A 23,773-nucleotide genomic window follows, 5' to 3' on the forward strand; every position below is an offset into this window, starting at 1 on the left:
GTTCAGTCTTCGATGATCTTGAAACGTGGATCGTCAGGATCGATCGACGAGATGCCACGCGCTTCCTCGGTCATCGAGGTTTCTTCGGCGCGCTGCTCGGAATGGCGCTTTTCTTCGAGGTGCAGGTAGATCGCATTGATCAGGTCCTGGCAGCCTTCGCGATTCAGGGCCGAGATCTCGAACACCGGACCCTTCCAGGCGAGGCGCTTGATGACGTCCTTGACGCGCCTCTTGCGCTCGGCATCGTCGAGCACGTCGAGCTTGTTCAGCACCAGCCAGCGCGGCTTGTTGAGCAGCTCTTCGTCATACTTTTCGAGTTCCTTGATCAAGGCCTTGGCTTCCTTGACCGGATCGACCTTCTCGTCGAACGACGACAGGTCGACGATGTGCAGCAGCAGGCCGGTGCGCTGCAGGTGACGCAGGAACTGGTGGCCCAGGCCGGCGCCTTCGGACGCGCCTTCGATCAGGCCCGGAATGTCGGCGATCACGAAGCTCTTTTCGTGCGACACGCGCACCACGCCCAGGTTCGGGTGCAGGGTGGTGAACGGGTAGTCGGCGATCTTCGGCTTGGCGTTCGACACGGCCGTGATGAAGGTGGACTTGCCGGCATTCGGCATGCCCAAGAGGCCCACGTCGGCCAGCACCTTCAGCTCGAGGCGCAGGGTACGACGCTCGCCATCTTTACCTTCGGTCTTCTGGCGCGGCGCGCGGTTGGTCGAGGTTTTAAAGTGGATATTGCCCCAGCCGCCCTCGCCGCCCTTGGCCAGCAATTCGGTCTGGCCGTGCTCGGTCAGGTCGGCGATGATCTCGCCATTGTTGTCGTCGATGATCAGCGTACCGACCGGCATGCGGATGGTAATGTCTTCGGCGCCCTTGCCATAGCAATCGGAGCCACGGCCCGGTTCGCCATTCTTGCCGGTATGGACTTTCGAGTAACGGAAGTCGACCAGGGTATTCACATTGCGGTCGGCAACCACATAGATCGAGCTGCCCTTGCCGCCGTCGCCGCCGTCCGGACCACCGAATGGGCGGAACTTCTCGCGACGGAACGAGGCGCACCCGTTGCCGCCGTCGCCAGCGATGACTTCAATTCTTGCTTCGTCAATAAACTTCATGATTGTGACCGCTAAAAAACTAAAAAGGCCCTACCGTGGGCAGAGCCTTTCGATGGAAGGCTTGCGCCTTGCAAAGAAGCGCCGCTGGTGCGGCGCAGATGCGTTATTACGCTGCGACTGCTTCGTTAGCAACGACGGTCACGAACTGCTTCGAGCCCACGCCTTGCTTGACGAACTTGACGGTACCGTCGACCAGCGCGAACAGGGTGTGATCCTTGCCGGTGCCGACGTTGGCGCCAGCGCGCACTGGGGTGCCGCGTTGACGAATGATGATGCCGCCGGCGTTGATTGCCTGGCCGCCGTAGACTTTCACGCCAAGGCGTTTGCTTTCTGAGTCACGGCCGTTGCGGGTAGTACCGCCGCCTTTTTTGTGTGCCATTGTATTACTCCTTGATGACTAATGCTGGGAACCGGACGGCGATTAGCCGTTGATCGAAACGATCTGGATTTCGGTGAAGTTCTGGCGATGGCCCTGACGCTTCTGGTAGTGCTTACGACGGCGCATCTTGAAGATACGGACCTTGTCGTGACGACCATGCGAAACCACTTTCACCAGCACCGTTGCACCTTCGACCAGCGGAGCACCAAACTTGATGCTGTCGCCCGCGCCAACGGCGAGGACCTGATCGATCGTGAGTTCGGAACCAATGTCAGCCGGTATCTGTTCTACTTTGAGTTTTTCACCAGCGACAACTTTGTATTGCTTGCCACCGGTTTTTATGACCGCGTACATGATTTGAAACCTCATCAAATGTTAAAAGAATCCGCCAGCAACAGAGCCCCGCGCAAGCGCGCTGGACTGTTCTTAAGCCGGGGAACAGGGGATTATACATAAATCGCCGCGATGCGTCAAAAGCGACTGACGATCTCTTCCGTACGTGGCAGGCTGCCAACGGCGCACGGGCGCCCGATGTCCTCCCAAGGGCGAGCTCTACCCTGCTGGCAGGACGGATACCCCTTGCATACCGTATAATCGCGGCACTCTTATAGTTAACCCACGTTTCGCAGGTCAGCCTTGTCAGCCGCCACTCAACACGCCCAACAGAACTCCATCGTCCAGTCGATCGCTCCAGACATGGAGGCCGTCAACACGGTGATCCGCCAGCGGCTGCACTCCGACGTCACCCTGGTGAACCAGATCGCCGAGTACATCATCAGCGCGGGCGGCAAGCGCATCCGTCCAGTGCTGGTGCTGTTGCTGGCCAATGCCTACGGCTACCGCGGCACGGCCCACCATGAACTGGCCGCCGTGGTCGAGTTCATCCACACCGCGACCCTGCTGCACGACGACGTGGTCGACGAATCCTCGATGCGCCGCGGCCGCCAGACCGCCAACGCCCTGTTCGGCAATGCCGCCTCGGTGCTGGTGGGCGACTTCCTGTACTCGCGCTCGTTCCAGATGATGGTCGGCCTGAACAATATGCGCGTGATGCAGATCCTGTCCGATGCGACGAACGTGATCGCCGAAGGCGAAGTGCTGCAGCTGCTGAACATGCACGACCCGGACGTGACCGAAGCGGCCTACCTGCTGGTGATCCGCTCGAAGACCGCCAAGCTGTTCGAAGCTGCGGCCGAGCTCGGCGCACTGGTGGCCGGCGCCAACGACGCGCAGATCGCCGCGGCCGGAGAGTACGGCCGCTCGCTGGGCACCGCCTTCCAGCTGATCGACGACGTGCTCGACTACGCGGGCGACGCCGCTGAGATCGGCAAGAACCTGGGCGACGACCTGCGCGAAGGCAAGCCTACCCTGCCGCTGATCTGGCTGATGGAACACGGCACGGCGGAGCAGCGCGAGCTGGTGCGCAACTGCATCGAACAGGGAGATGAGCAGCAATTCGATGCGGTGCTGGCGGCGGTGACGTCGAGCGGCGCGCTGGATTACACGCGTCAACAGGCCGAGGATGCGGCCCGCCGCGCATCGGCTGCGATCGCCGATTTGCCCGACAGCGTCTTCAAAAACAGCCTCCTCCAGCTCAGCAGCTTCGCTGTTGACAGGAACCATTGAGTGAAATTATAGTAATGCCTTCCTGGGATGTTGTACTGACATCCCAAACCGTCGGGGTGTAGCTTAGCCCGGTAGAGCGCTACGTTCGGGACGTAGAGGCCGGAGGTTCGAATCCTCTCACCCCGACCACAGAATTCAACAGCCAGACCAGGCATCAGCCGGTCTGGCTTTTTTTGCATTTCCGCCAAGCGCTCAGCTCAGGCTGGCCGGCGCAAGCCGTACCAGCCCCCTACCGCCACCACCGATCCCAGGGTTACGGCGGACAGCGCATCCCAGATACCATCGCCCATCAGTGCGCTTACAAGGCCGACGACGGTCAGCACGCCGATCACGATCGGCGCGGTCCAGACAGGTCCGGATGGCTGCATCATGCCGCCTCCGCCGCGCACACGTCTGCCGGCTTGGCGGCCTCTGCCTTGCCACGCTTGAACCACAGGTACAGGCGCGTGATCAGCACGACGATGGTGCCGATATCGAGCGAGGCCCACAGCAGTTTCAGGGCCTGGCCACCGTAATCGCCGAAATGCAGCGGCTGCGGCACGCGCAACGCGACCATATACCACGGCAAATCGAGGCTCGCCATCACCGCGCCGGTCTGGGCATCGACCAGGATCGGCTTTTGCTGGCGCGACGTCAGCTGCGTGTTGCCATGCATGAAGACAATGTAATGATGAGGGGCGAACTTGGTGCCGGGGAGGCAACGTAGCGCACTTGCATGCCGGGCTCGGTTTTCTGGGCGAAGTCGATCACCTCCTGCATCGACCCCAGTTTGGTCACGGGCGGCAGGGCCGCGTACGGTCTCGTCATCTCGGCGAGTTCGACCTTTGCCATACCTTGAGCAGCAGGTCCGCCCACATTGGATAGGTCAGGTCTGACATCTCGACACGGCCTCAGCTTGATCCGCCAGTTCTTGTCGAGGTCGTGTCTCAATGTCAGACCAGCCCATGATTCTGCTTAGGTAAAACAGCGGGCTATCAGCCTGCTGTTTTACTTTGTGCGGTGGCTAGTGGCAGATCATTGGGAATTCTTATGCGATTTTCCTCTAAAGAACAACTCCCGGCTCCTCTAACGCTATTCGCAAGTAGCCTTCGTCAGGCTGCTTGCTTGTCCTCGTGATTCTTGTGATTCAAGTCTTGAGCAACCCTACCACTTTGCAGAACGATCACACGCTCGGCCATTTGAATCGTTTCCGGACGGTGCGCCACGATAATGCGGGTCAACGGAATCCGCTGGATCGCCTGATTGACGGCCTGCTCGTTCCATACGTCCAGGTGGCTGGTTGCTTCGTCCAGCACTAGGATTCTCGGATTTTTGTAGAGAGACCGTGCCAGCAGGATGCGCTGCTTCTGCCCTCCCGACAGTCCCGTACCGATGTCTCCCACCAAGGTATTGAAAGCCATCGGCATGGCGGAGATTTCAGCACCGATGGCGGCAAGCTCGGCACATTGATAGACGCGCTGCATGTTGATCATCGGGTCGAAGAAAGCAATGTTATCCGCGATCGATCCGGCAAACAGGGTATCATCCTGCATCACCGTGCCCAGCATTTCGCGATAGTTCGTCATGCCGAGTGAACCGAGAGGCACGTCGCCGATGCGGATCTCGCCACTTGTCGGCGTTAGCAAACCCAGGAGCAGTTTCATCAAGGTGGTCTTACCGCAGCCCGAGGGACCAGTGATCGCCACACATTGCCCGGCCGGAATGTTGAGGTTGAGCTCGCAGATGACTTCGGGCTCGCTGTCAGAATAGCGAAAGCTGAGATTCTTTATCTCTATCGAGGGCATGACGTGACTCACATCGGTCTCCGCCGCCCCGTCATCGCGCTCGGCTTCGGTCAGTACGATGTCGGCGAGGCGCTCGCCGTGCAGGCGAATCATACGCAGTTCAAAAAGTTTATCGATCAGGCCGGCCATGCGCTGGCTGAACTGGTCCTTGTAGCTGATGAAGGCGAACAGCATACCGACGGAAAACTCGTTGTTGAGCACCGCCAGGGCTGCAAGCCAGATCACGATCACCCGCTCGCCACTGAACAGCATCGTATTTGCGGTCTGGTAGGACACAGCTAGCCTGGCGATGCGTAGCTGGGCATTGAATTCGTCAGTCAAGGAGTTCATCCAGCCCGAGCGGCGCTCGTCGCTGCGTCCAAACAGCCGGATGCTCTGCATGCCGCGCACCGTTTCCATCAAATGGCTTTGCTGTTTTGCGGCGTGGATGATCTGCTCAGAATTAGCATCGCGCAAGGGCCGGAACATGGCCCATCGCAGCAGCGCGTACAGCAATACGGCGACACACGCTACCGCCGCAAGCTTGGTGCTGTATAGCAGCATCATAATGAGGGTGCCAAGCACCAGCACGCCATCGATGAAGCCTTCCACAAACTGGGTGGTCAGACTAGTTTGCATCTGCTGGATCGACCCAAAACGCGACACGATATCGCCGGTATGACGCTTTTCGAAATACGGCAGCGGCAGCTTCAAAAGATGTGAGAACGCATTACCCATCCATTGCAGATTGAGGCTGGTCGCCAGCACGGTGATCACCCAGGAACGCACTGCTCCGATTGTGGTCTGCAACAGGACCAGCAGCAGAAAGCCGCAACCAAGTACCGTGATCAGGTCGCGATCCGCCCCCAACAATGCCTCGTCCACGATCCATTGCATATAGAAGGGTGTAACCAGGGCGCACGCCTGCAGGGCCAGACCAAGTGCAAGCAGTTGAAGCAAGCCACGACGCAGACCGACTACGTGACCCATTAGGGAGAACAGCGAGAATTGCTGACGCTCTTCCTTGATCTCGAACTGCGCGGTAGGCGTCAGCTCGAGCGCGATGCCGGTGAAGTGTTTTGCAAACTCGGCCATCGGCAGGCGCCGCTCCCCTACTGCCGGGTCGTGCACGACGACGTGCTTGGCCGAGAGCGACTTGAGTACCACAAAATGACTCAGATCCCAGTGCAGCACGCACGGCAGCTTTAGTTCAGGCAAATGCTGCAGATCTAGCTTGAGCGGGCGCGTCTGCAAAGACAAGCCATTCGCCATCGCCATCAGGCCCTTCAGATTGACGCCCTTCATCGACACGGAGAAACGGCGGCGCATGCTTGGGATATCGATCTGATGACCCCAGAAGCTGGCGATCATGGCCATGCATGCCAGACCGCATTCAGCTGCCTCGGTTTGCAGCAAAACGGGCAGTCGACGGTTGTTCCAGAAGGCTAACTGATAAAGAATGGGCAATTGCATGAATCTGGTCAGGAATGCGCCAACCGAGGTAACGGGGTCACGGCCGACTGGATAATAGAGAGAGTTGTTTACAGGCGGCCGGAAATACTGAACACCGGTTCCAGCACCCATTCGTAGAGTTTGCGACGTTCGAGCATGACGCTCGCGTCGACGAGCATCCCTGAACGCAGAGGCATCGGATTGCCATAGGTTCGGACGTGCTGCTGGTCCAGTTCAAGTCGCACGCGATACACCGGTTCGGACTGGGCTGCACCTGGCATTGCAGCCGCCGACGTCTGCAGTTCCTCTGGACGCACCGAAGTGGTGGCTACCTCGCGCACGCGTGCCGAATGCTGGCCGAATTTCTGATATGGGAAAGCATGGTAGCGCAGCAAGGCGACCATATCCGGCTTGAGGAAGCCGACTGCCCGCGATGGGACATACATCTCCGCTTCCAACTTGCTCCCTTCCGGCAAAATCGACGCGAGCGACGTGGATATCCCGACGGTCTGGCCGAGATTTGCCGCGATCGTCGTGACCGTACCGCTCTGGCGCGCCCGTACCGTCACCTCACGCCGCGCCTCGTTCTCTGTTAAGTCCTGTTCAAGCGTCGAGGCATTGCGTCGCAAGGCATTTTCGTCCCGCAGCGCCTGCATAGCAATGTCTTGTTCCTCCGCTAGGGCACTTGCCAAGTCGCGTTGGGTCACAGAGCGGACGCGTTCGATTTCGAGCAGGCGCTGGCGCTGGTCGAGCAGGTCGGCTTCGCGCTCTTGCAATTGCGCAGCCGAGATGTAATTGGTCGCTTTCAACTGCGCAAAGCGTGCCACGGTTTGCTCGGAGAGGGCAATACGCTGCTTCTGCATGAGCGCCTGGTTATCCAGCCGCTTGATCTCGCCTTGCAGATCGGTGGCACGCTGCTCCAACACCGCGCGGCGATGTTTGGCTTGTACCTTTGCCTGCTGCAGTTCGGTATGAAAGCTATCGCGGCGCTGCACCAGTAAATCAGATATCAACGCTTCGGTGGAGCCTGCGTCAGCATTGCTGCGCTCACTAGAGACGACGAACAGTATCTCGCCTTCTCGGACGAACTGGCCTTCCTGAATGTGGACTTCCTTGATCACGCCCGTCTGATTTGAGTAGACCCGGATGACGCCGGCGGTCGGTACCAGCATGCCTTGCACGTGCGATTTGCGAGTCGTTTCGAAGAAGGCAAAGAAAGCGATCAACAGCAAGGTCAAGGTCACGAATACGCCGGTAAGTATTACATGGCTGACGGGGCGAGTCAGGATGACAGTTCCGTACTGACGAACAGTCACATGCTCAATAGCCTGCTGGCGAAATAATGTTTGAGATGCAGGGGGAGAGGGGATGCGGGCAGAATCATAGTTCCCCTGCTCTTCCGAACTGGATGCGTTATCGCGCAAGATAAAGACTCTCTAAATTGAATTCAATCGCACATTTTCCTGCGTAGAAAAAAGTCATCCCGACAGGCTTTTCAGCGTTTAGTCAGTCGAAAAATCGATTGCGACACCAAACCGAAATATATTGGCATTTAAGCAAGAGTCAGCCATTTCAAAAAATACTAAGAAAATCAATTATTCAAATTTTTTAGTATTTACAAATCCAATAATTTACTATCACCTCCCCAAAAAACCCGCAAATGAACTAATCAAAATTAAAAATGAAGAAAATAGTACAGAAACCAAAAAACGCTTTGCAAAAATAATAACCCAAGATGCCGACCGCTCATCAACGGTGTCGTTCCGGATTATGAGTGGAGAAAGGTTCGAGACAAAAATAATACCAAACAGCAAGAGAGGAGAGAGAGTAATTTCCGCCCGGAAATTTTGAGGTATTATTAATGATAAAATCACTATGATGACAAAGAAGGTCAAATAAGTGACCAATTCACCTGAATTTCCTTTTGAGTTGTTTTCTTTATTACTCATCTATTTGGCCTCACTTATCCGAACGCCTAACAGTAAGGCGTTCGGCTTTGTCTAATTTCTATTATTGCGCGACAGTATATGCAGCCCAGGCGATACCGCCAAACACGACTGCGCCTCCAATGATCCCTAGTGCCCCCAAGCCGATGCCACGTAGTGCGCCAGCCCCAGCAGCCCTCGCGATAGCTGCGCCCGCTCCCCCACCACCCATGCCGCCCACAACTGCACCATTTGCAACGGCATCGCCACGATCACCACCAGAAACCATTGCGATTTCATCATAAGACAAAACTTGCATAAACTCTCCTTGGATAATTGCCTGTAGTAGGCACGCTTTAGATTGCCGATTCTAAATATTTCTGTCAAGAATTTTTATTTATTATTGAAATTCCATTCGTAACGCATAGAGGTATCTCGAAAACCAGGCACAAACCAGGGCGAAATCGCAGAGCAGGGCCAGGTCCGATATTTGGACGAGCCCTTAGCTTAACCTTTTCCATCTATGCCTCGTAACAGACCGTTTCTATCAGCCGGTCGAAAGGCTCGGGGTATTTTCAGCATGTCGCCGCAATGCCCCGAACCGCCATAAATCGCTTCGCTCCATAACGAGCGGCGCACCAACTGTCTGGCGGTCAATGCTACGATTGAGTAAAACGCCAAGATGATCGGTGTGGTGCATGCGATAGCACGATCGGACCATTGCCGCTGCGTTTCCATGCCCAAATGCACACACATTTCTTCAAAGGTAACCTCGGTCTGCCAGCGACGAATAAACCCCGAGAAGATTTTTTCGGGTTTGACGGCCAGATCGGTGCAGAGAAACGCTTGCGCAGTAAGTTTGTGTTGTTGATCGCGTACCAGCACCCAGTGTAGCGGCACTGTTGCCATACCTTTGTGATAGCAGACGGCGGTACCGGTAGTTATCACGACGACCCTGTCTCCTTGACGTACGATTGGGGTAGTGTCACGCTGCGCCAACAGGTGCTCTCGGTAGTCGAAATGGCTTTCAATGTTGGCTGCCGCTCGCCCTTGCGGCGAGGTCGTCCAAGCTCGCCAGGTTCGCGCTGCGGCGCTGGATCATACAGAGCGGCGTCGAGGTGCAAGCGAATAATGATGCAGACCTTGCAGCGCGTTGCATCAAGCAGTTCCAACGCCGCAAAACTGCTGTCTGCGACGACCACGATGTGACGCTTGGGCACCCATCGCCTGACCATCAAAAGCGACTGCCGCGCATGGTCGGTGAGCTTGTTGGGTCCGTGGGCCAGGTAGCTGGTAATAGCGTTTGGATGGCGCGAGCACTGTAAAAAGCGGTAGCTCCCAGCACCGCTTCGCCCATGGGATCGGCGCGACTAGCGTTAAACAAGGCAGCGCACGCCGCTGGCTCTGACGAAATGACCGTGGCTCCAACGCACCGGGTCACGGTAGATTCCCTTTGCTGCAATCTTGGCTCCGCGGCGCCGCTCGATCGTGTCGTCCAGCGCCATGACCAGCGGACCTTCCGGCGCGAATGCCTCGATCAGCAGCTTTAGCAGACGTCAGCTGGCTCCTAACGTTGACCATCTGACGCGGTTCAACACACGATGGTATTTCTGAAATTGCCGTTCCTCCGACAAGCCCATGTTGCGTCGCGCTTATTTTTGGCGAGCGCCGTTCAAATGGACAAGTCGAGCTTAGCTCTATGCGCTGGGCAGGGTCAGTTCTGACATCGCATCTGAACACGGTCTCAGCTTTATCCGCCAGTTCTTGTCAAGGTCAGTCTCAATGTCAGACCTGCGCTAATTCCTCTACGTTCGGGACGTAAAGGCCAGAGGTTTGAATCCTCTCACCCCGACCACAGAATTCAAAAAGCCAGACTAGGCATCAGCCGGGCTGGCTTTTTTCATTTTTACATGCCTTACCTAGGCCACTTCAGTGACAAACTGAGAAAACGGGCGCCGTACTTTCTTCAGGTCGACCAACCAGTCGCCTTCGTCCGCACGATAGCCAATCGGTAAGAGAATCACCGAACGCAATCCCCGTTCGCGCAGCTTCAGGATCTCGTCGACCTTGGCTGGATCGAACCCTTCCATCGGCGTGGCATCCACCTGTTCCTCGGCCGCGGCAATCAGCGCACTACCGAGGCCGATGTAAGCCTGGCGCGCGGCGTGTTCGAAATTGGTCTGGGCGTCGCGTTGCGGATACGTCGACAGCAGTTGCTGGCGGTAGGCTTCCCAGCCTTCGTTCCTGATGCCGCGCTCGGCGTTCACCAGATCGAACATCGCGTTGATGCGCTCAGCCGTATAGGTATCCCACGCGGCAAACACGAGCAGATGCGAGGCTTCCGTCACCTGCGCCTGGTTCCAGGCATGCGCCCTGATCTGTTCACGCAGAGCCTCGTTCGTGACCACGAACATTTCGTACTGCTGCAGCCCACTGGAACTGGCCGTCAGGCGCACCGCTTCGAGAATGCGGTCGATCTTCTCCTTGGCGACCTTTTTAGTGGGATCCATTTTCTTGGTGGCGTAACGCCACTGCAAGGTTTGCAAGACATTGGACATGCAGAATTCCTTCTATGTGAGTGAATAATGCGCCATGATGCCCGACCCCGCAGTTTCTTGCCGAGCGCCGCCCAATCTGCCCGCGGCACGTCCTGGTGTCACTTACCTCTTCCACTCAAAACGTACTGCGCAACCGGACCCCGAGCTGACGCGGCGTCCCCACCAGCACGCGCATGGCGCCGTCGGCGGACGTGTAATAAGCCCGATCGAAGGCATTACGCAGCAACAGATCGAGCTTGAGCGAGGTCCCATTCCATTTGAATGCGGTCCCAACTCCCAGGTCGGCCACGGTGTACGACGGCAAGGTCACCGAATTGGCGGAGTCGCCTTCGCGCTCGCCCGCATAACGCACGGCAGCATTCGCATGCCAGGCAAGATTCCCAATGCGCCAACCCGGCGCATAGTGAGCAGCCAACGATGCCGCATGCCGCGGTGCATTCGGCAGCCGATTCCCCTTCAGCCCGCTCGCATCTTCCAACACTTCCGTCTCGGTATAGGCATAGCTCCCGATGACACTGAGCCGATCACCCACCTGCCCGACCACGTCCAGTTCGGCGCCACGCGAACGTGCCTTGCCGATGGCCTGCGCAGTGTCGTCGTCCAGGTTCACGACAATATTCTTCTTCTCGATGTCAAACAGCGCCACCGTCCCCGAAACGCGCTCGTCGACCCTGAACTTGCTGCCAAGTTCCAGCGAACGCCCCTCGGTCGGGTCGAACGCGCCCTGGGTCGGGCTGCTGGCCAGGTTCGGCACGAAGGACGTGGCGTAGTTGGCGTACAGCGACAGCTGCGGACCGAGCTTGTAGAGCGCGCCGAGACGCGGCAGCACTTGCGAGCCGGAGATATTCTGCGTCTCCACGAACTCGAGGCCGGCGCCCTCCTCCTGGCGGTAGCGCTGGAACCGTACCGAGGCCGCGACGATCCAGCGCTCGCCGAGCGCCATGCTGTCCTGGGCGAACACCGAGGTGGTGGAGAGCAGCGAGCGTGCGTTGCGGGTCTCGTCGTCGATCTCGGTCGGCACCGGTATCTGGCCATAGACCGGGTTAACGGTATCGAATCCATCGTGCGTCACCCGCGCCAGCTCGCCCATGGTGCGGCCCAGCGTGCGCTCGTGGTCCACGCCCACCAGCACTTCGTGACCGACCGCACCGGTGCGGAACTTGCCCACGACGTCGGCGACCAGGTAGTGGCTGTTGTCGTGGACGCCCAGGCGGCCGTCGACACGGCGCCGCAGCAGGCCGGTCGCCTCGTCGTAGCGGTTGGCGCGCACGCGCCAGTCGCTGTATCGATGCTGGTTGAAGGCGTAGTTCACGCGCGCCGTCCACTGGCCGTTGATCGCATGCTGCAGGCGCGTGTTGACGAAGTCCGAATTGCCCTCCACGTGAGAAAACGGCTCGCTGAGCCGGCGTTCGCGCGGGATGTCGATCGGCCGGCCGTTGGCGCCAAAAATGGCTCCGTCGTCGAAGGGCACGTCGTAATCCGTATGTTCGTAGCTGACGATGAATTCGGTGCCGCCGCTGCGCCAGGCAAGCGACGGCGCCACCAGGTCGCGCCGCGTGACGCCGAAATTGCGCCAGTCGTCGCGGTCTTCGGTCGACACGATGAGCCGGTATGACCAGCCGCTGTCGCCGATCGGGCCGGTGTGGTCGAACTGGGCGCCGTAACCGCCCGCTTCTTCGGCATCGAACTGCAGATCGGTGCGCGCACGCGCCAACGGCGCCTTGCTCACCACATTGATCACCCCACCCGGCTCCTGGATGCCGTAGAGTGTCGAGGCAGGTCCCTTGAGGACTTCGACACGCTCGGTGGTGGCGCTGAAATTGCGCGCCTGGACCGAGCGCACGCCGTCGCGCAGTACGCTGCCCGCGGATTCAGCGGTGAACCCGCGGCGCACGAAGGCATCCTGCGTCCCCGCGCGGGTAGGCGCCTGGGCAATCCCGCTGACCAGCGACAAGGCATCGTCGAGCGTGCGCACCTGCAGGTCTTCCAGCAGGGTCGGCCCAACCACCTGGACCGACTGCGCGACGTCCATCAACGACTGGTCCGTACGGGTGGCCGTGGAAGCCTGGCTCGATTCATTGATGACATTCAGGGCGCCCTTGATTTCGACCACCGCCGGGCTGGCGGTTTGTGCAATGGCGGTCAGGGCTGGGGCGGAAAGAGCAAAGAAAGTGACAAGGTGTTTTGGTGACATGGAGGCTTATGCAAAGTCTCACGCGCCTGCCAGGGACGGCAGCCGCGCAACGACAAGTATTGAATGATAATGATTCTCATTCAAGATCGTACACGATAACAGTTCGCCAAGTAAATTGGTTTTGTATTTTGTATGCCACCTCCGATGGCATTCCCCTCCGCTGTGGCCCCTTGGATAAATACGGCAAGCTCAAGCCCGGGAACTCTGGACGATTGTCCTTTGGTCTGATTGAACGATGAATATCTCTCCCTTAGGATGAAATTCTCAAACTCAGGTTTCCCGGGAGGCGCCCCATGATCCTCGCTCAACTTTTCCATCATCCGTCACGCGTGGTGGCGGGATGCTTTCTTCTTGCCCTGTCCGCGTGCTCCAGTTCAGAGTTAAACCACCAGCTTGCCACCAGTCGTGAGGCGGTCGATCAAGCGCAGATGGCGGGTGCGCAGGAAAACGCTCCTGCGGACTTCGGCGCCGCGGCCGATAAGCTGGCGCGGGCCAACGCTGCTGCCACCGGCCACCACAAGCACGACGCGATGCGCCTGGCCCAGCAAGCGCAGGTCGATGCCAATCTGGCGCGCGCCAAGAGCGAATCGACCCAGGCCAGGATCGCGGCTACCGAACTGACCAAGACTAACCAGACCTTGCGCGATGCAATCAACCGCGCAAACCAGAACCAGTAGAGGTGCGAGATGAACCACATCCTCCGATCAGCCACCGGCGCGGTTGTGGCCGGTATCATCGCAACGGGATGCGCGACATCCCCGCCGGCGTCCGAGGTGGCTGCCGCACGTACGGCAATCGACAATGCCGGGCAAGCCATCGACCATGCGTCAGCCGATCCCCACGTGGCCAAATACGCTCCCAGCGAACTGGAACGCGCAACGGCATCACTGCAAAAGGCAAAAACGGTGTGGAACGACAAGCACGACCTGACGGCCACCAGGCATTTCGCCTATCTTGCACAGCAGCGCGCAGCCACGGCGCAAGAATTTGCCAACGCGCGTGCTGCGGACGATGCAGTGAAGGTTGCGGCCGCGGAACTGAACCAGACAATGACGGTAGCGATCGAACAACGACGTGGCAAACCGAGCGCAATCGCGGAGCTGGCGCAAAAAGACCTGGTGGGTTTCGCCCCCGGAACCGCGAAAATCCCGGCCAGCGCCAAACGCGCGCTTGACGAACTGGCCGCCACACTGAAAAGCAATCCCGAACGCGAGGTCGTGATTGAAGGGTATACCGACAATGTCGGCGGTCCCCGTTACAACCAGGCCCTGGCGCTGAAACGGGCGGCGGCGGTGCGTACCGCCCTGCTCCAGCGTGGAATTGCTTCCAGCCGCATCGCGATCCGGTCTTTCGGCGAAGAGAATCCTGCGTCCAGCAACGCCAGCAGAATCGGGCGCCTGGAAAACCGGCGGGCGGAGGTCATCACTGGCGACGTGGACACGCAAATGCGCGGAGCATCGCAAATCTCCTCCACGCAATCGAGCGACGAGAACGGACAATCCAAGCAACCCGAGCGATGATGTCAGGAACACGAATCTTCATGTGCATGGGTTGAGTATTCTCGCCCCAGCCAGAGGATTGGAAAAGCCAGATACGGTGCGCCGGTCTGGCTTTTTGTCGATTGCGGGCCGACTACGCAATCGCGCGCACGTTCAGCGCGCGCGTGCGCCGGCGCGATTGCTGCCGGCGACCTGCGGCGCGTTCAGCACTTCACCCAGGCGCTCGAGCAAGTTGCGGCGCGCGAATTCTGCATGCTGCTCGGACAGTTGACCAGCCAATTCCACCTCGCCGGCGGCGATCGCGCGAGCAATGCCTTCGTGTTCGTCCCAGATCGATTCGCGCTGTCCGGCCGACTGCAGCGCCGCGCCCATCACCCGGCGCAGGTGCACCCAGTGCAGCTGGGTGGTCTCGAAAATCAAGGGATTGCCTGAAGCGCGGTAGATCGCGGTATGAAAGGCGATGTCGGCATCGATCATGGTCTTGACGTCGCCGCTCCTGGCCGCGCGCCGGCCGGCGGCGATGATGCCGGGCCCGAGGTCGATCTTCTGCGCCGCCGCCAGGCGCGCCGCCAGCGCATCGAGGGCGCCGCGGACCTGGTACAGGTTGCCGATCCACTGCGGATCCATGCCGGCGATCAGCACGCCGCGCCCGGGCGCATCCTGGATCAATCCATCCTTCTTGAGCAGGCGCAGCGCCTGCAGCACCGGCGAACGCGACACGTTCATCTGTTCCGCGATCTCTTCTTGCGTGATGCGGGCGCCGGGCGGCAGCGTCCCGGCGCTGATCGCGTCCAGCAGGTTTTGATAGACCTCGTCGACCAGGTCGGGACGAGCTTGAATCTTGGTAAGTTTACTTAACATGTCGGCACCTTTGTATTCAGTATACGTGCAAACGGAACGAAGTCAATTGCTGCGCCGCGTCAGCGAAATATGCGCGGATGCGGCATCAAAACGCTTGACTTTGGATACGCAAGAATGGATTCTGTATACAGAACACAGAATACTCATAAAGGAGACCCATGAAGGTTTTATACGATAAGGACGGCGATCTCGCACTGATGCGTACGCGCCGCGCCGCCATCATCGGCTATGGCTCGCAAGGCCATGCGCACGCCCTCAACCTGCGCGATTCCGGCGTCGACGTCACGGTCGGTCTGCGCCGTGGCGGCGCATCGTGGCACAAGGCAGAGGCCGCCGGCCTGAAGGTGGCGCAAGTGGAAGACGCGGTGCGCGCTGCCGATGTGATCATGCTGCTGCTGCCGGACGAGCAGATCGCCACGGTGTATGCCGAGAGCGTTGCGCCATACGCCCGCCAGGGCGCCGCGCTCGGCTTCGCCCACGGCTTCAACATCCACTACGGCCAGGTGGCGCCGCGCGCCGATCTCGACGTGTTCATGGTGGCGCCCAAGGCGCCCGGCCATACCGTGCGCAGTACCTACGTCGCGGGCGGCGGCGTGCCGCACCTGGTCGCCATCCACCAGGACCCTTCCGGCGCCGCGCGCGCGCTGGCCCTCGCCTACGCGATCGCCAACGGCGGCGGACGGGCCGGCATCATCGAGACCGACTTCCGCGAAGAGACCGAGACAGACCTGTTCGGCGAGCAGGCCGTGTTGTGCGGCGGCGCCGTGGAACTGGTCAAGGCCGGCTTCGACACCCTGGTGGACGCCGGGTATGCGCCCGAGATGGCCTATTTCGAGTGCCTGCACGAACTCAAATTGATCGTCGACCTGATCTACGAAGGCGGCATCGCCAACATGAACTACGGCATCTCCAACAATGCCGAATTCGGCGAATACGTGACCGGCCCGCGCATCGTCACCGAGGCCACGCGCGAGGCGATGCGCGCCTGCCTGCGCGACATCCAGAGCGGCGAGTATGCCAAGCAGTTCATTCTCGAGAACCGGGCCGGCGCCCCGACGCTGCAGTCGCGGCGGAGGCTCAATGCCGCCCATCCGATCGAGGTCGTCGGCGAACGCCTGCGCGCCATGATGCCGTGGATCGCCGAAGGCCGGCTGGTCGACCGCAGCAAGAACTGATCGCCAAAAAAATTTGCCACCATTGTTTGTATACAGAGTACAGAACACCCTGCACATGTGAACCCGGAGGAGACCCACCCATGAATACCCGAGACAAAGTCGCCGAAGCCGGCGCCCAGCCAACCGTCAAGAAGCTGATCCCGTTCGGCGGCTACCACACCAGCAAGGTCCCGGGCCACGATCCCGAACTGACCGAGGTCGGCCCCGGCACCCCGATGGGCGAATACATGCGCCGTTTCTGGCATCCGGTCTGCATGTCGCTGGAACTCACCGACACGCCGCACTTCCTCAAGATCCTGGGCGAGGAACTGGTCGCCTTCCGCGACGGCTCGGGCCGGGTCGGCTTGCTGCATGCCCACTGCGTACACCGCGGCGCCTCGCTCGAATACGGCGCGATCCAGGAGAAGGGCATCATGTGCTGCTACCACGGCATGGTGTTCGACATCGACGGCACCTGCCTGCACGTGCCCTTCCCCAAGGGCGAGGAAAAAGAGGCCGAGAAGTACGCCTGCTCGATCAAGCAGGGCGCCTACAAGGCCTTCGAGCGCCACGGCCTGGTGTTCGCCTATATGGGCCCGCCGGAGGAAGAGCCGCCCTTCCCCGAGTGGGAAGGCGATTTCACCGTGGCCGAGGGCGACGAGCTGGTTCCGTATTCGAACTTCCAGCACTGTAACTGGCTGCAGGTGCAGGACAACGCGGCCGACAACTTCCACCCGACCGCCCTGCACGCGGCCAAGAACGTCGTCAAGGGCCAGTTCCAGGGCACCACCTTCGACGAAGTCGGCGCGGCCTCGATGGAAGTGGCGCCGGACATGCAATTCATTCCGGTGCACGGCGGGCGCGGCCTGGCCTGCGCCGGCGCGCGCCGCGTCAACGGCGACAAGCTGTTCGTGCGGGTCCAGCACCAGGTGCTGCCGAACCTGAGCCTGCACGCCTACACCTCCGAAGACGGCTCGAACAAGAAGCTGTTCTCGCGCTTTCACATCGTGCGCTGGACCGTGCCGGTCGACGACACCAATGCCAAGATGATCGGCTGGCGCGTGATGGGTCCCGGGATCGATACCCGCGGCGTCGGCAACAAGGAGATGGTCGGCTACGAAACCATCGACTTCCTCGAAGGCCAGGTTGCGATGCGCCGCCCCGAGCGCTTCGGCAAGTACAAGCTGGAAGACCTGCCGCCGATTCCATCGGACCACCGCGCGCGCGCGAACTACAAGGAGTGCCAGTACGCGCCGGGCGACTACGAGGCCATCATCAGCCAGCGTCCGATCGCCGTGCACGCCCTCGAGAACCCGACCAAGTTCGACGCCGGCGTGTTCATGTTTCGCAAGCTCCTGCGCGATGCCGTCCGCGGCAGCAATCCGGCCGCCGGTCCGCAGCAGTTCGCCGAGTGGCTGCGCGAGTCGGGCGGCATGCCCAACAGCTACTGCTCGGGCAATGTGCTGGAAGTGAAGGAAGGCGCGACGGTCGAGGAAGAAGTGGCGCAGCGCCGCCATGTGACGCGCCAGATCGTGGCCATCATCACCGAGAGCGAAAAGCTCAAGGGCGACGAGCGCGCCGCCTTCGTGCGCCAGCGCCTCGACGAACTGGAAGGTTCGACCCGCAAGTAAGGCGGGCAGGCACCATGGGCCCGGGCGCTCCCGGGCCGACCAGGAGACAAGCATGGAAATGACACAGACCCACATCACGCCTTCCGACACCCGGCTCTCGCTACTGGTGCGCCAGATCCGCTTCGAAGGCCATGGCATCAATTCGTACGAGCTGGTGCACCCGCAGGGCGAAGACCTGCCGCCGTTCGAGGCCGGCGCTCACATCGACATCCACCTGCCGAACGGGATGACGCGCCAGTACTCGCTGTGCAATGCGCCGTGCGAGCGGCACCGCTACGTGATCGCGGTGCTGCGCGACGAGAAGGGCCGCGGCGGCTCCAAAGCCCTGCACGACACGCTGAAGGTGCAGGACATCGCCAGCGTCGGCGCGCCGCGCAACAACTTCGGCCTGGCGCCGGGCGCCCGCAAGGTCATCCTGCTGGCAGGCGGCATCGGCGTCACGCCGGTCAAGTCGATGGCGCACGCACTGGAAGCCCAGGGCATCCCCTTCGAGCTGCACTACTGCGCGCGCAACCGCGACTGCGTGGCCTTCGGCGAGCAGCTCGGCGCGAACTGGGAGCACGGCAGCGTGCAGTTCCACTTCGACCATGGCACGCCAGGCGAGGGCCTGGACATCGCCGGCCTGCTGCGCGAGCCGGCCGATGATACTCACCTGTTCTACTGCGGCCCGGCCGGCTTCATGCAGGCCTGCGCCGACGCCAGCCGCCACTGGCCGGCCGGCACCGTTCACTTCGAGCACTTCAAGGCGCCCGAGCCAAGCTTTGATGCCTGCGCGCCGGCGACGGCCGGCGCCTTCCTGCTCAGGATCGCCAGCACCGGCGCCGAGATCGAGGTGCCGCCCGAACGCAGCATCGCCGAAGCCCTCGAACAAGCCGGCGTGCGGGTCGAGACTTCGTGCCAGGCCGGCCTGTGCGGCACCTGCAAGATCCGCTACCTGGAAGGCTCGGTCGACCACCGCGACTACATCCTCGGCGCCGACGAGCAGGAGCAGTGGCTGACGGCCTGCGTCTCGCGCGCCACCAGCCCGGTGCTCGTGCTCGACCTCTGATCCCACCCAATCCGACGGCCACGCCCGCAGCGCCCGCATGGCGGCGGCCGGCCGTGCGCATCACCCCAACGAAGGAGACATCATGCTGGACAAAGTGAAACCCACGACCGCCCAGGCGGCCCCGATCTCGATCTACCAGCCCAAGCAGACCGGGCTGATTTATCCGGAGATCCCCGTATTCGACAGCTTCGCCGACGAGCGCCAGCACCGCAAGGAGCGCCTGGTGGCGGCCTGCCGCGCCTTCGCCCAGCACAAGTTCGACTACGGCTTCGCCGGCCACCTGACGGTGCGCGATCCGGAATTTCCGGAGCTGTACTGGACCAACCCGATGTGCGTGCACTTCGACCAGGTCAAGATTTCGAACCTGATCCTGGCCGACCACAAGGGCACGGTGGTCGAGGGCGACTACGCGATCAACCGCGCCGGCTTCGTGCTGCACGCGGCGGTGCACGAAGCGCATCCCGACATCATGGCCATGTGCCACGCCCACACCGTGTACGGCACCGCCTTCGCCGCGCTGGGCCGCCCGCTCGACCCGATCAGCCAGGATGCCGCCGCCTTCTTCGAGGACCATATCGTGATCCGCGACGAAGCCGGCCAGGTGGCGGTGGAAGAAAAGGCGGGCCTGGCGGTGTGCGACTGGTTCAAGGACGTCAAGGCGGCGATCCACCAGAACCACGGCCTGCTCACCGCCAGCCGCCACAGCATCGAGTCGGCCGCGTTCTGGTTCATCGCGCTGGAGCGCTGCTGCCAGCAGCAACTGCTGGTCGAGGCGACCGGCATCAAGCCGGTCATGGTGCCGCCGGACCGCTCGCGCTACAGCCGCGAGCACGTCGGCAGCGACTACATCGGCTGGCTGCACTTCCAGCCGATCTGGGACCAGCTGAAGCGCACCCAACCTGATATGTTCGACTGAAGGAGGATTATTTTCACCATTGCTGCACGCCGCGCCGGGGCAACCCGAAGGCACATGAAGGTGCCCTGGCGCGTATTTCATATAACAGCAGGAGACAAGACAATGTTGAGTTCTACTTCCGCGGCGGGGGTCGCGGCTACCCGTGACGAAGAAGGCGCCGTCTATGCCAAGGTGATGTGGCGGCTGCTTCCCTTCCTGTTCCTGTGCTATGTATTCGCCTATCTCGACCGGGTGAACGTCGGCTTCGCCAAGCTGTCGATGATGAACGACCTCGGTTTCAGCGAGGCGGTCTACGGCCTCGGCGCCGGCGTGTTCTTCGTCGGCTATGTGCTGTTCGAGGTGCCCAGCAATATCGTGATGCTGAAGGTCGGCGCGCGCTTCTGGATCACCCGCATCATGGTCACCTGGGGGATCATCTCGGCCTGCACCATGTTCGTCACCACGCCGACCCAGTTCTACGTGCTGCGCTTCCTGCTCGGGATGGCCGAAGCCGGCTTCTTCCCGGCCGTGCTGCTGTACCTCACCTACTGGTTCCCGTCCTCGCGCCGCGGCAAGGTGACGGCGCTGTTCATGACCGGCATCCCGATGTCGGGCGTGATCGGCGGGCCGCTGTCGGGCTTCATCATGGCCTCGATGGTGGGCGTGGGCAGCCTGTCCAACTGGCAGTGGCTGTTTTTGCTGGAGGCGATTCCGACCGTGCTGCTGGGGGTGATCGCCTTCTTCTTCCTGGATGACCGCATCAAGGACGCCAAGTGGCTCGATGCCCGCGAGAAGGCGCTGCTCGAACATAACCTGGCCCAGGACGCCCAGGGCAAGCACCTGCACAAGCTGCGCGACGGCCTGACCAATCCGCGTGTCTGGCTGCTGGCCACGATCTACCTGTTCTTCACCATGGGCCTGTACGCGATCAGCTTCTGGCTGCCGTCGATCGTCAAGGACAGCGGCGTGGTCGACGCCTGGCACATCGGCCTCCTGACCACCATCCCGTATGCGGCGGCGACCGTCGCGATGGTGATGACCGGACGCAGCTCGGACCGCCACGGCGAGCGTCGCTGGCATCTTGCGCTGGCCGGCTTCGCCGGCGCGGTCGGCCTGGTGTGGAGCGTGCTGTATGCCGGCAACACGACGATCGCCCTGATGGGCCTGACGCTGGCGACGATGGGGATCATGACCACGATCTGCCAGTTCTGGACCCTGCCGCCGACCATTCTCAGCGGTGCGGCGGCCGCGACCGGCATCGCCTTCGCCAACTCGGTCGGCAGTTTCTCGGGCCTGATCGCGCCGTCGATGCTGGGTTACGTGAAGACAGCGACCGACAGCACCGGCAACGGCCTGCTGGTGATCGCGGCATGCCTGGTGATCGGCGGCCTGCTGGTGTTCACGATCCCGGCGCACCTGGTGTCGCGCAAGAAGTAACAGGACTTCGGCGCAATCGAAAAGGCCCCGCTGCGGCAACGCAGCGGGGCCTTTTCTTACTCGTCCAGTCAGAAGCTGTGGCGGATGCCAACGCTGGTGGCCCGGTCTCCCGAGCCGGCCTCGATGGCGCTGCCGACCGTATAGCTGGCGCCGTTGCGGTTGTCGATGCGCGACCACGCGGCATGCAGCTCGGTGCGCTTGGACAGGACGTAGCGGTAGCCGAGCGCGAACTGGCTGGCGTCCTGGTTGCGCGCGCCGCGGTCGTCCTTGTGGATCCACGAAGCCATCAGCGCATGCTGGCCGAAAGGCACCGTCAGCCCGAGCAGCGCATCCTTGCTGTCGGTCGAGGCGAGCGGCGCTTCGGCGTAGCCATAGGGATTGTCATTGTTGCGCCACACCGAACTGTTCAAACCGCGGTTGCGGCCATAGCTGGCGTGGGCCTTCAGGATGCCGAAGTCATAGACCGCGGCCACGATGGCATTCCTGGCGTTCTTCGTATTGCGCAAGGTGGCGGTGTCGTTGTTGCGGTCGTGGTAGCCGAAGCGCAGGCGCAGCGGACCGGACGTATAGTCGAGCGCCATGCCGAGCTGGCGTCCGCTCTCGCGGTCGGCGGCGGTCTCGCCCGCGGCGGCGACCAGTTCCAGGAACACGCCGTACATGGTCGGCGACACGTATTTGACCGTGTTGTCCATGCGGCTGAAGGAGTTGCCGGTCACCGCCAGCATGTTCTTCGAGTCGCCCACGTAGCCGGAACCGAAGGGATCGGCCAACACCGTCGTCATGTAGTGGGGCGTGTACTGGCGGCCGACCGTCACCGTGCCGAGCCGGCCCTGCAGCCCGACATAGATCTGGCGCCCGAACAGCAGGCCGCCCTGGCCCATGGCGCCGGTATCGGCCTGGAAGCCGCTCTCCATCAGGAAGATGGCCGACGTACCGCCGCCGAGATCTTCCGACCCACGGAATCCGATGCGCGAACCCGCGCCGACCCCGCTGGTGAGCTTGGTGACCTTCCCGGCGCTGCCTCCAGCTTCCTGGACCATGGCCATGTCCACCACCCCGTACACGGTCACCGCATCCTGGGCCAGCGCCGGCGCGCCGGTGGCAGCCAGCAATGCCGCGGCCAGGCATCGGCGCCTCGTCTGCATCGTTTTCATTGTCGTCTCCTGTTTTTTGGTCCGGCAAAGGCATGCTGATGCATGGGCCCACCGGATTCATATACAGTATTCTGTATACGGAATCCATTGTGCGAGGAGCGTGATGCGGTGTCAAGAACGCGAACCTGTTCCGATAGCGCTATCGGCTTTATGATATGTCTTGCAACGGCCGGTCGCATGCATCCACCGGCCGGCATCCACCCTTCAACCAAGAGGAATCCCATGTCCGAAACCCTCACCGTCACCACCGCCGACCGCAGCTTCGACTGCTACGTCGCGCGTCCCAATGTCGTGGGTACCTACCCGGTCATCGTCGTGCTCCAGGAAATCTTCGGCGTGAACGGCGGTATCCGCAGCATCGCGGACAACTACGCCGCCAAGGGCTATATCGCCGTCGCCCCCGACCTGTTCTGGCGCACCGACCCGGGCATCCAGCTGTCTGAGGCGAACGAAGCCGACGTCGCCAAGGCCTTCTCGATGTACCAGGCTTATGACTTCGACCACGGCGTGCAGGACATCGCCGCCACCATCAGCGCCGCGCGCACGATGGAAGGCAGCACCGGCAAGGTCGGCGTCACCGGTTATTGCCTGGGCGGCCTGATGACCTACCTGGCCGCGGCCCGCACCGATGGCGACGCCTTCGCGGCCTATTACGGCGGCGGCACCGACCAGTACCTGCACGAAGCCAAGCACATCGGCGCTCCCCTGCTCTACCACCTGGCCGGCGCCGATGAATACATCGGACCGGAAGCGCAGGAACAGATCAAGGCCGCGCTGGAAGGCAAGGCCGATGCCGAGGTCCACGTCTATCCGGGCCGCGACCACGCCTTCGCGCGTCCGGGCGGCAGCCACTACGACCACGACGATGCAACGCTGGCCAACAGCCGCACCGACGAGTTCTTCGCCCGCACGCTGCGCTAAGCGTCCCGCCGCCTGCCGGCGCCATGCCGGCGGGCGCGCATCCTCCTTCTCCATTCCGCGTATTGCAGCGCCCCATGCGTGCGGCGTTCCTCTAAGGCTCATGCTTTAATGCCAACGCCGCCGGACACCAGATCGTCCGGGACGCCTTGCCACGCCTGGAG

Annotated in this window: 23 protein-coding genes and 1 tRNA gene; 10 read left to right on the forward strand and 14 right to left on the reverse strand. The window is 61.3% G+C overall.

The features are described from left to right. Window positions 1-2: 2 nt before the first annotated feature. From cgtA to rplU, 3 genes are all read right to left on the reverse strand, one after another. On the reverse strand, window positions 3-1,115 hold the full coding sequence (gene cgtA, locus J3U95_RS00110) for an Obg family GTPase CgtA (RefSeq protein WP_208276700.1): 1,113 nt from the start codon (window positions 1,113-1,115) through the stop codon (window positions 3-5). A 106-nt stretch (window positions 1,116-1,221) separates the two neighbouring features. Further along, a complete protein-coding gene (gene rpmA / locus J3U95_RS00115; RefSeq protein ID WP_005668438.1) occupies window positions 1,222-1,494 on the reverse strand; it encodes a 50S ribosomal protein L27 in 273 nt (90 codons plus the stop codon). Window positions 1,495-1,536: 42 nt separating this feature from the next. Then, entirely contained in the window at window positions 1,537-1,848 is a 312-nt protein-coding gene (gene rplU, locus J3U95_RS00120) for a 50S ribosomal protein L21 (RefSeq protein WP_005668436.1), read from the reverse strand. Between the two features lie 282 nt (window positions 1,849-2,130). On the opposite strand from rplU, the gene ispB reads away from it, so the two are divergent. After that, window positions 2,131-3,120, forward strand: a complete 990-nt coding sequence (ispB, locus tag J3U95_RS00125; RefSeq protein WP_208276701.1) for an octaprenyl diphosphate synthase — start codon at window positions 2,131-2,133, stop codon at window positions 3,118-3,120. 52 nt (window positions 3,121-3,172) lie between these two features. Then, a tRNA-Pro gene (locus J3U95_RS00130) sits at window positions 3,173-3,249 on the forward strand. 68 nt (window positions 3,250-3,317) lie between these two features. Here the strand turns inward: J3U95_RS00130 and J3U95_RS00135 are convergent. From J3U95_RS00135 to J3U95_RS00170, 9 genes are all read right to left on the reverse strand, one after another. Further along, entirely contained in the window at window positions 3,318-3,488 is a 171-nt protein-coding gene (locus J3U95_RS00135; RefSeq protein WP_208277068.1) for a hypothetical protein, read from the reverse strand. Then, on the reverse strand, window positions 3,488-3,982 hold the full coding sequence (locus J3U95_RS28225; protein ID WP_208277051.1) for a PepSY domain-containing protein: 495 nt from the start codon (window positions 3,980-3,982) through the stop codon (window positions 3,488-3,490). Before J3U95_RS28225 ends, J3U95_RS00135 begins: the two co-directional genes overlap by 1 nt. A gap of 229 nt (window positions 3,983-4,211) precedes the next feature. Continuing rightward, entirely contained in the window at window positions 4,212-6,356 is a 2,145-nt protein-coding gene (locus J3U95_RS00145; protein WP_208276702.1) for a peptidase domain-containing ABC transporter, read from the reverse strand. A 68-nt stretch (window positions 6,357-6,424) separates the two neighbouring features. Then, the gene (locus J3U95_RS00150) at window positions 6,425-7,759 is read right to left on the reverse strand and encodes an HlyD family secretion protein (protein ID WP_229519556.1); all 1,335 of its coding nucleotides are present in this window, start codon (window positions 7,757-7,759) and stop codon (window positions 6,425-6,427) included. A 213-nt stretch (window positions 7,760-7,972) separates the two neighbouring features. Further along, complete coding sequence (locus J3U95_RS00155) at window positions 7,973-8,284, reverse strand: hypothetical protein (protein ID WP_208276703.1); 312 nt, start codon at window positions 8,282-8,284, stop codon at window positions 7,973-7,975. A 483-nt stretch (window positions 8,285-8,767) separates the two neighbouring features. Next, window positions 8,768-9,208 (reverse strand): hypothetical protein, encoded by a 441-nt coding sequence (locus tag J3U95_RS28230; protein WP_229519557.1) that lies wholly within the window; start codon window positions 9,206-9,208, stop codon window positions 8,768-8,770. Further along, window positions 9,205-9,558 carry a transposase gene (locus J3U95_RS28235; RefSeq protein WP_370662038.1) on the reverse strand — a complete coding sequence of 118 codons (354 nt, stop codon included), beginning with the start codon at window positions 9,556-9,558 and terminating at the stop codon, window positions 9,205-9,207. Before J3U95_RS28235 ends, J3U95_RS28230 begins: the two co-directional genes overlap by 4 nt. 621 nt (window positions 9,559-10,179) lie before the next feature. Next, window positions 10,180-10,818 (reverse strand): NAD(P)H-dependent oxidoreductase, encoded by a 639-nt coding sequence (locus J3U95_RS00165; protein WP_208276704.1) that lies wholly within the window; start codon window positions 10,816-10,818, stop codon window positions 10,180-10,182. Window positions 10,819-10,933: 115 nt separating this feature from the next. Beyond that, window positions 10,934-13,012, reverse strand: a complete 2,079-nt coding sequence (locus J3U95_RS00170; RefSeq protein WP_208276705.1) for a TonB-dependent siderophore receptor — start codon at window positions 13,010-13,012, stop codon at window positions 10,934-10,936. Between the two features lie 293 nt (window positions 13,013-13,305). Between J3U95_RS00170 and J3U95_RS00175 the strand changes: the two genes are divergently transcribed. Then, window positions 13,306-13,689 carry a DUF4398 domain-containing protein gene (locus J3U95_RS00175; protein ID WP_208276706.1) on the forward strand — a complete coding sequence of 128 codons (384 nt, stop codon included), beginning with the start codon at window positions 13,306-13,308 and terminating at the stop codon, window positions 13,687-13,689. A gap of 9 nt (window positions 13,690-13,698) precedes the next feature. Next, complete coding sequence (locus tag J3U95_RS00180) at window positions 13,699-14,532, forward strand: OmpA family protein (protein WP_208276707.1); 834 nt, start codon at window positions 13,699-13,701, stop codon at window positions 14,530-14,532. A 132-nt stretch (window positions 14,533-14,664) separates the two neighbouring features. Here J3U95_RS00180 and J3U95_RS00185 read toward each other — a convergent pair whose 3' ends face one another. Next, complete coding sequence (locus J3U95_RS00185) at window positions 14,665-15,372, reverse strand: GntR family transcriptional regulator (protein ID WP_208276708.1); 708 nt, start codon at window positions 15,370-15,372, stop codon at window positions 14,665-14,667. Between the two features lie 158 nt (window positions 15,373-15,530). Between J3U95_RS00185 and ilvC the strand changes: the two genes are divergently transcribed. The 5 genes from ilvC (at window position 15,531) to J3U95_RS00210 (ending at window position 21,537) form a co-directional block, all read left to right on the forward strand. After that, the gene (ilvC, locus tag J3U95_RS00190; protein ID WP_208276709.1) at window positions 15,531-16,547 is read left to right on the forward strand and encodes a ketol-acid reductoisomerase; all 1,017 of its coding nucleotides are present in this window, start codon (window positions 15,531-15,533) and stop codon (window positions 16,545-16,547) included. 80 nt (window positions 16,548-16,627) lie between these two features. Then, entirely contained in the window at window positions 16,628-18,157 is a 1,530-nt protein-coding gene (locus J3U95_RS00195) for a Rieske 2Fe-2S domain-containing protein (RefSeq protein WP_208276710.1), read from the forward strand. 52 nt (window positions 18,158-18,209) lie between these two features. After that, window positions 18,210-19,205: a PDR/VanB family oxidoreductase gene (locus J3U95_RS00200; RefSeq protein ID WP_208276711.1), complete on the forward strand. Its 996-nt coding sequence runs from the start codon at window positions 18,210-18,212 to the stop codon at window positions 19,203-19,205. A gap of 82 nt (window positions 19,206-19,287) precedes the next feature. Further along, window positions 19,288-20,121, forward strand: a complete 834-nt coding sequence (locus J3U95_RS00205) for a class II aldolase/adducin family protein (RefSeq protein ID WP_208276712.1) — start codon at window positions 19,288-19,290, stop codon at window positions 20,119-20,121. A gap of 102 nt (window positions 20,122-20,223) precedes the next feature. After that, window positions 20,224-21,537: an MFS transporter gene (locus J3U95_RS00210; RefSeq protein WP_208276713.1), complete on the forward strand. Its 1,314-nt coding sequence runs from the start codon at window positions 20,224-20,226 to the stop codon at window positions 21,535-21,537. 68 nt (window positions 21,538-21,605) lie between these two features. On the opposite strand, the gene J3U95_RS00215 is transcribed toward J3U95_RS00210, so the two are convergent. After that, window positions 21,606-22,691, reverse strand: coding sequence for a porin (locus J3U95_RS00215; RefSeq protein ID WP_307728313.1), 1,086 nt, complete (start codon window positions 22,689-22,691; stop codon window positions 21,606-21,608). 222 nt (window positions 22,692-22,913) lie between these two features. On the opposite strand from J3U95_RS00215, the gene J3U95_RS00220 reads away from it, so the two are divergent. Then, window positions 22,914-23,612 (forward strand): dienelactone hydrolase family protein, encoded by a 699-nt coding sequence (locus tag J3U95_RS00220; RefSeq protein WP_208276714.1) that lies wholly within the window; start codon window positions 22,914-22,916, stop codon window positions 23,610-23,612. Window positions 23,613-23,773: the final 161 nt, after the last annotated feature.

This window comes from Massilia oculi, assembly GCF_017582745.1.
Classification (GTDB): domain Bacteria; phylum Pseudomonadota; class Gammaproteobacteria; order Burkholderiales; family Burkholderiaceae_D; genus Telluria; species Telluria oculi_A.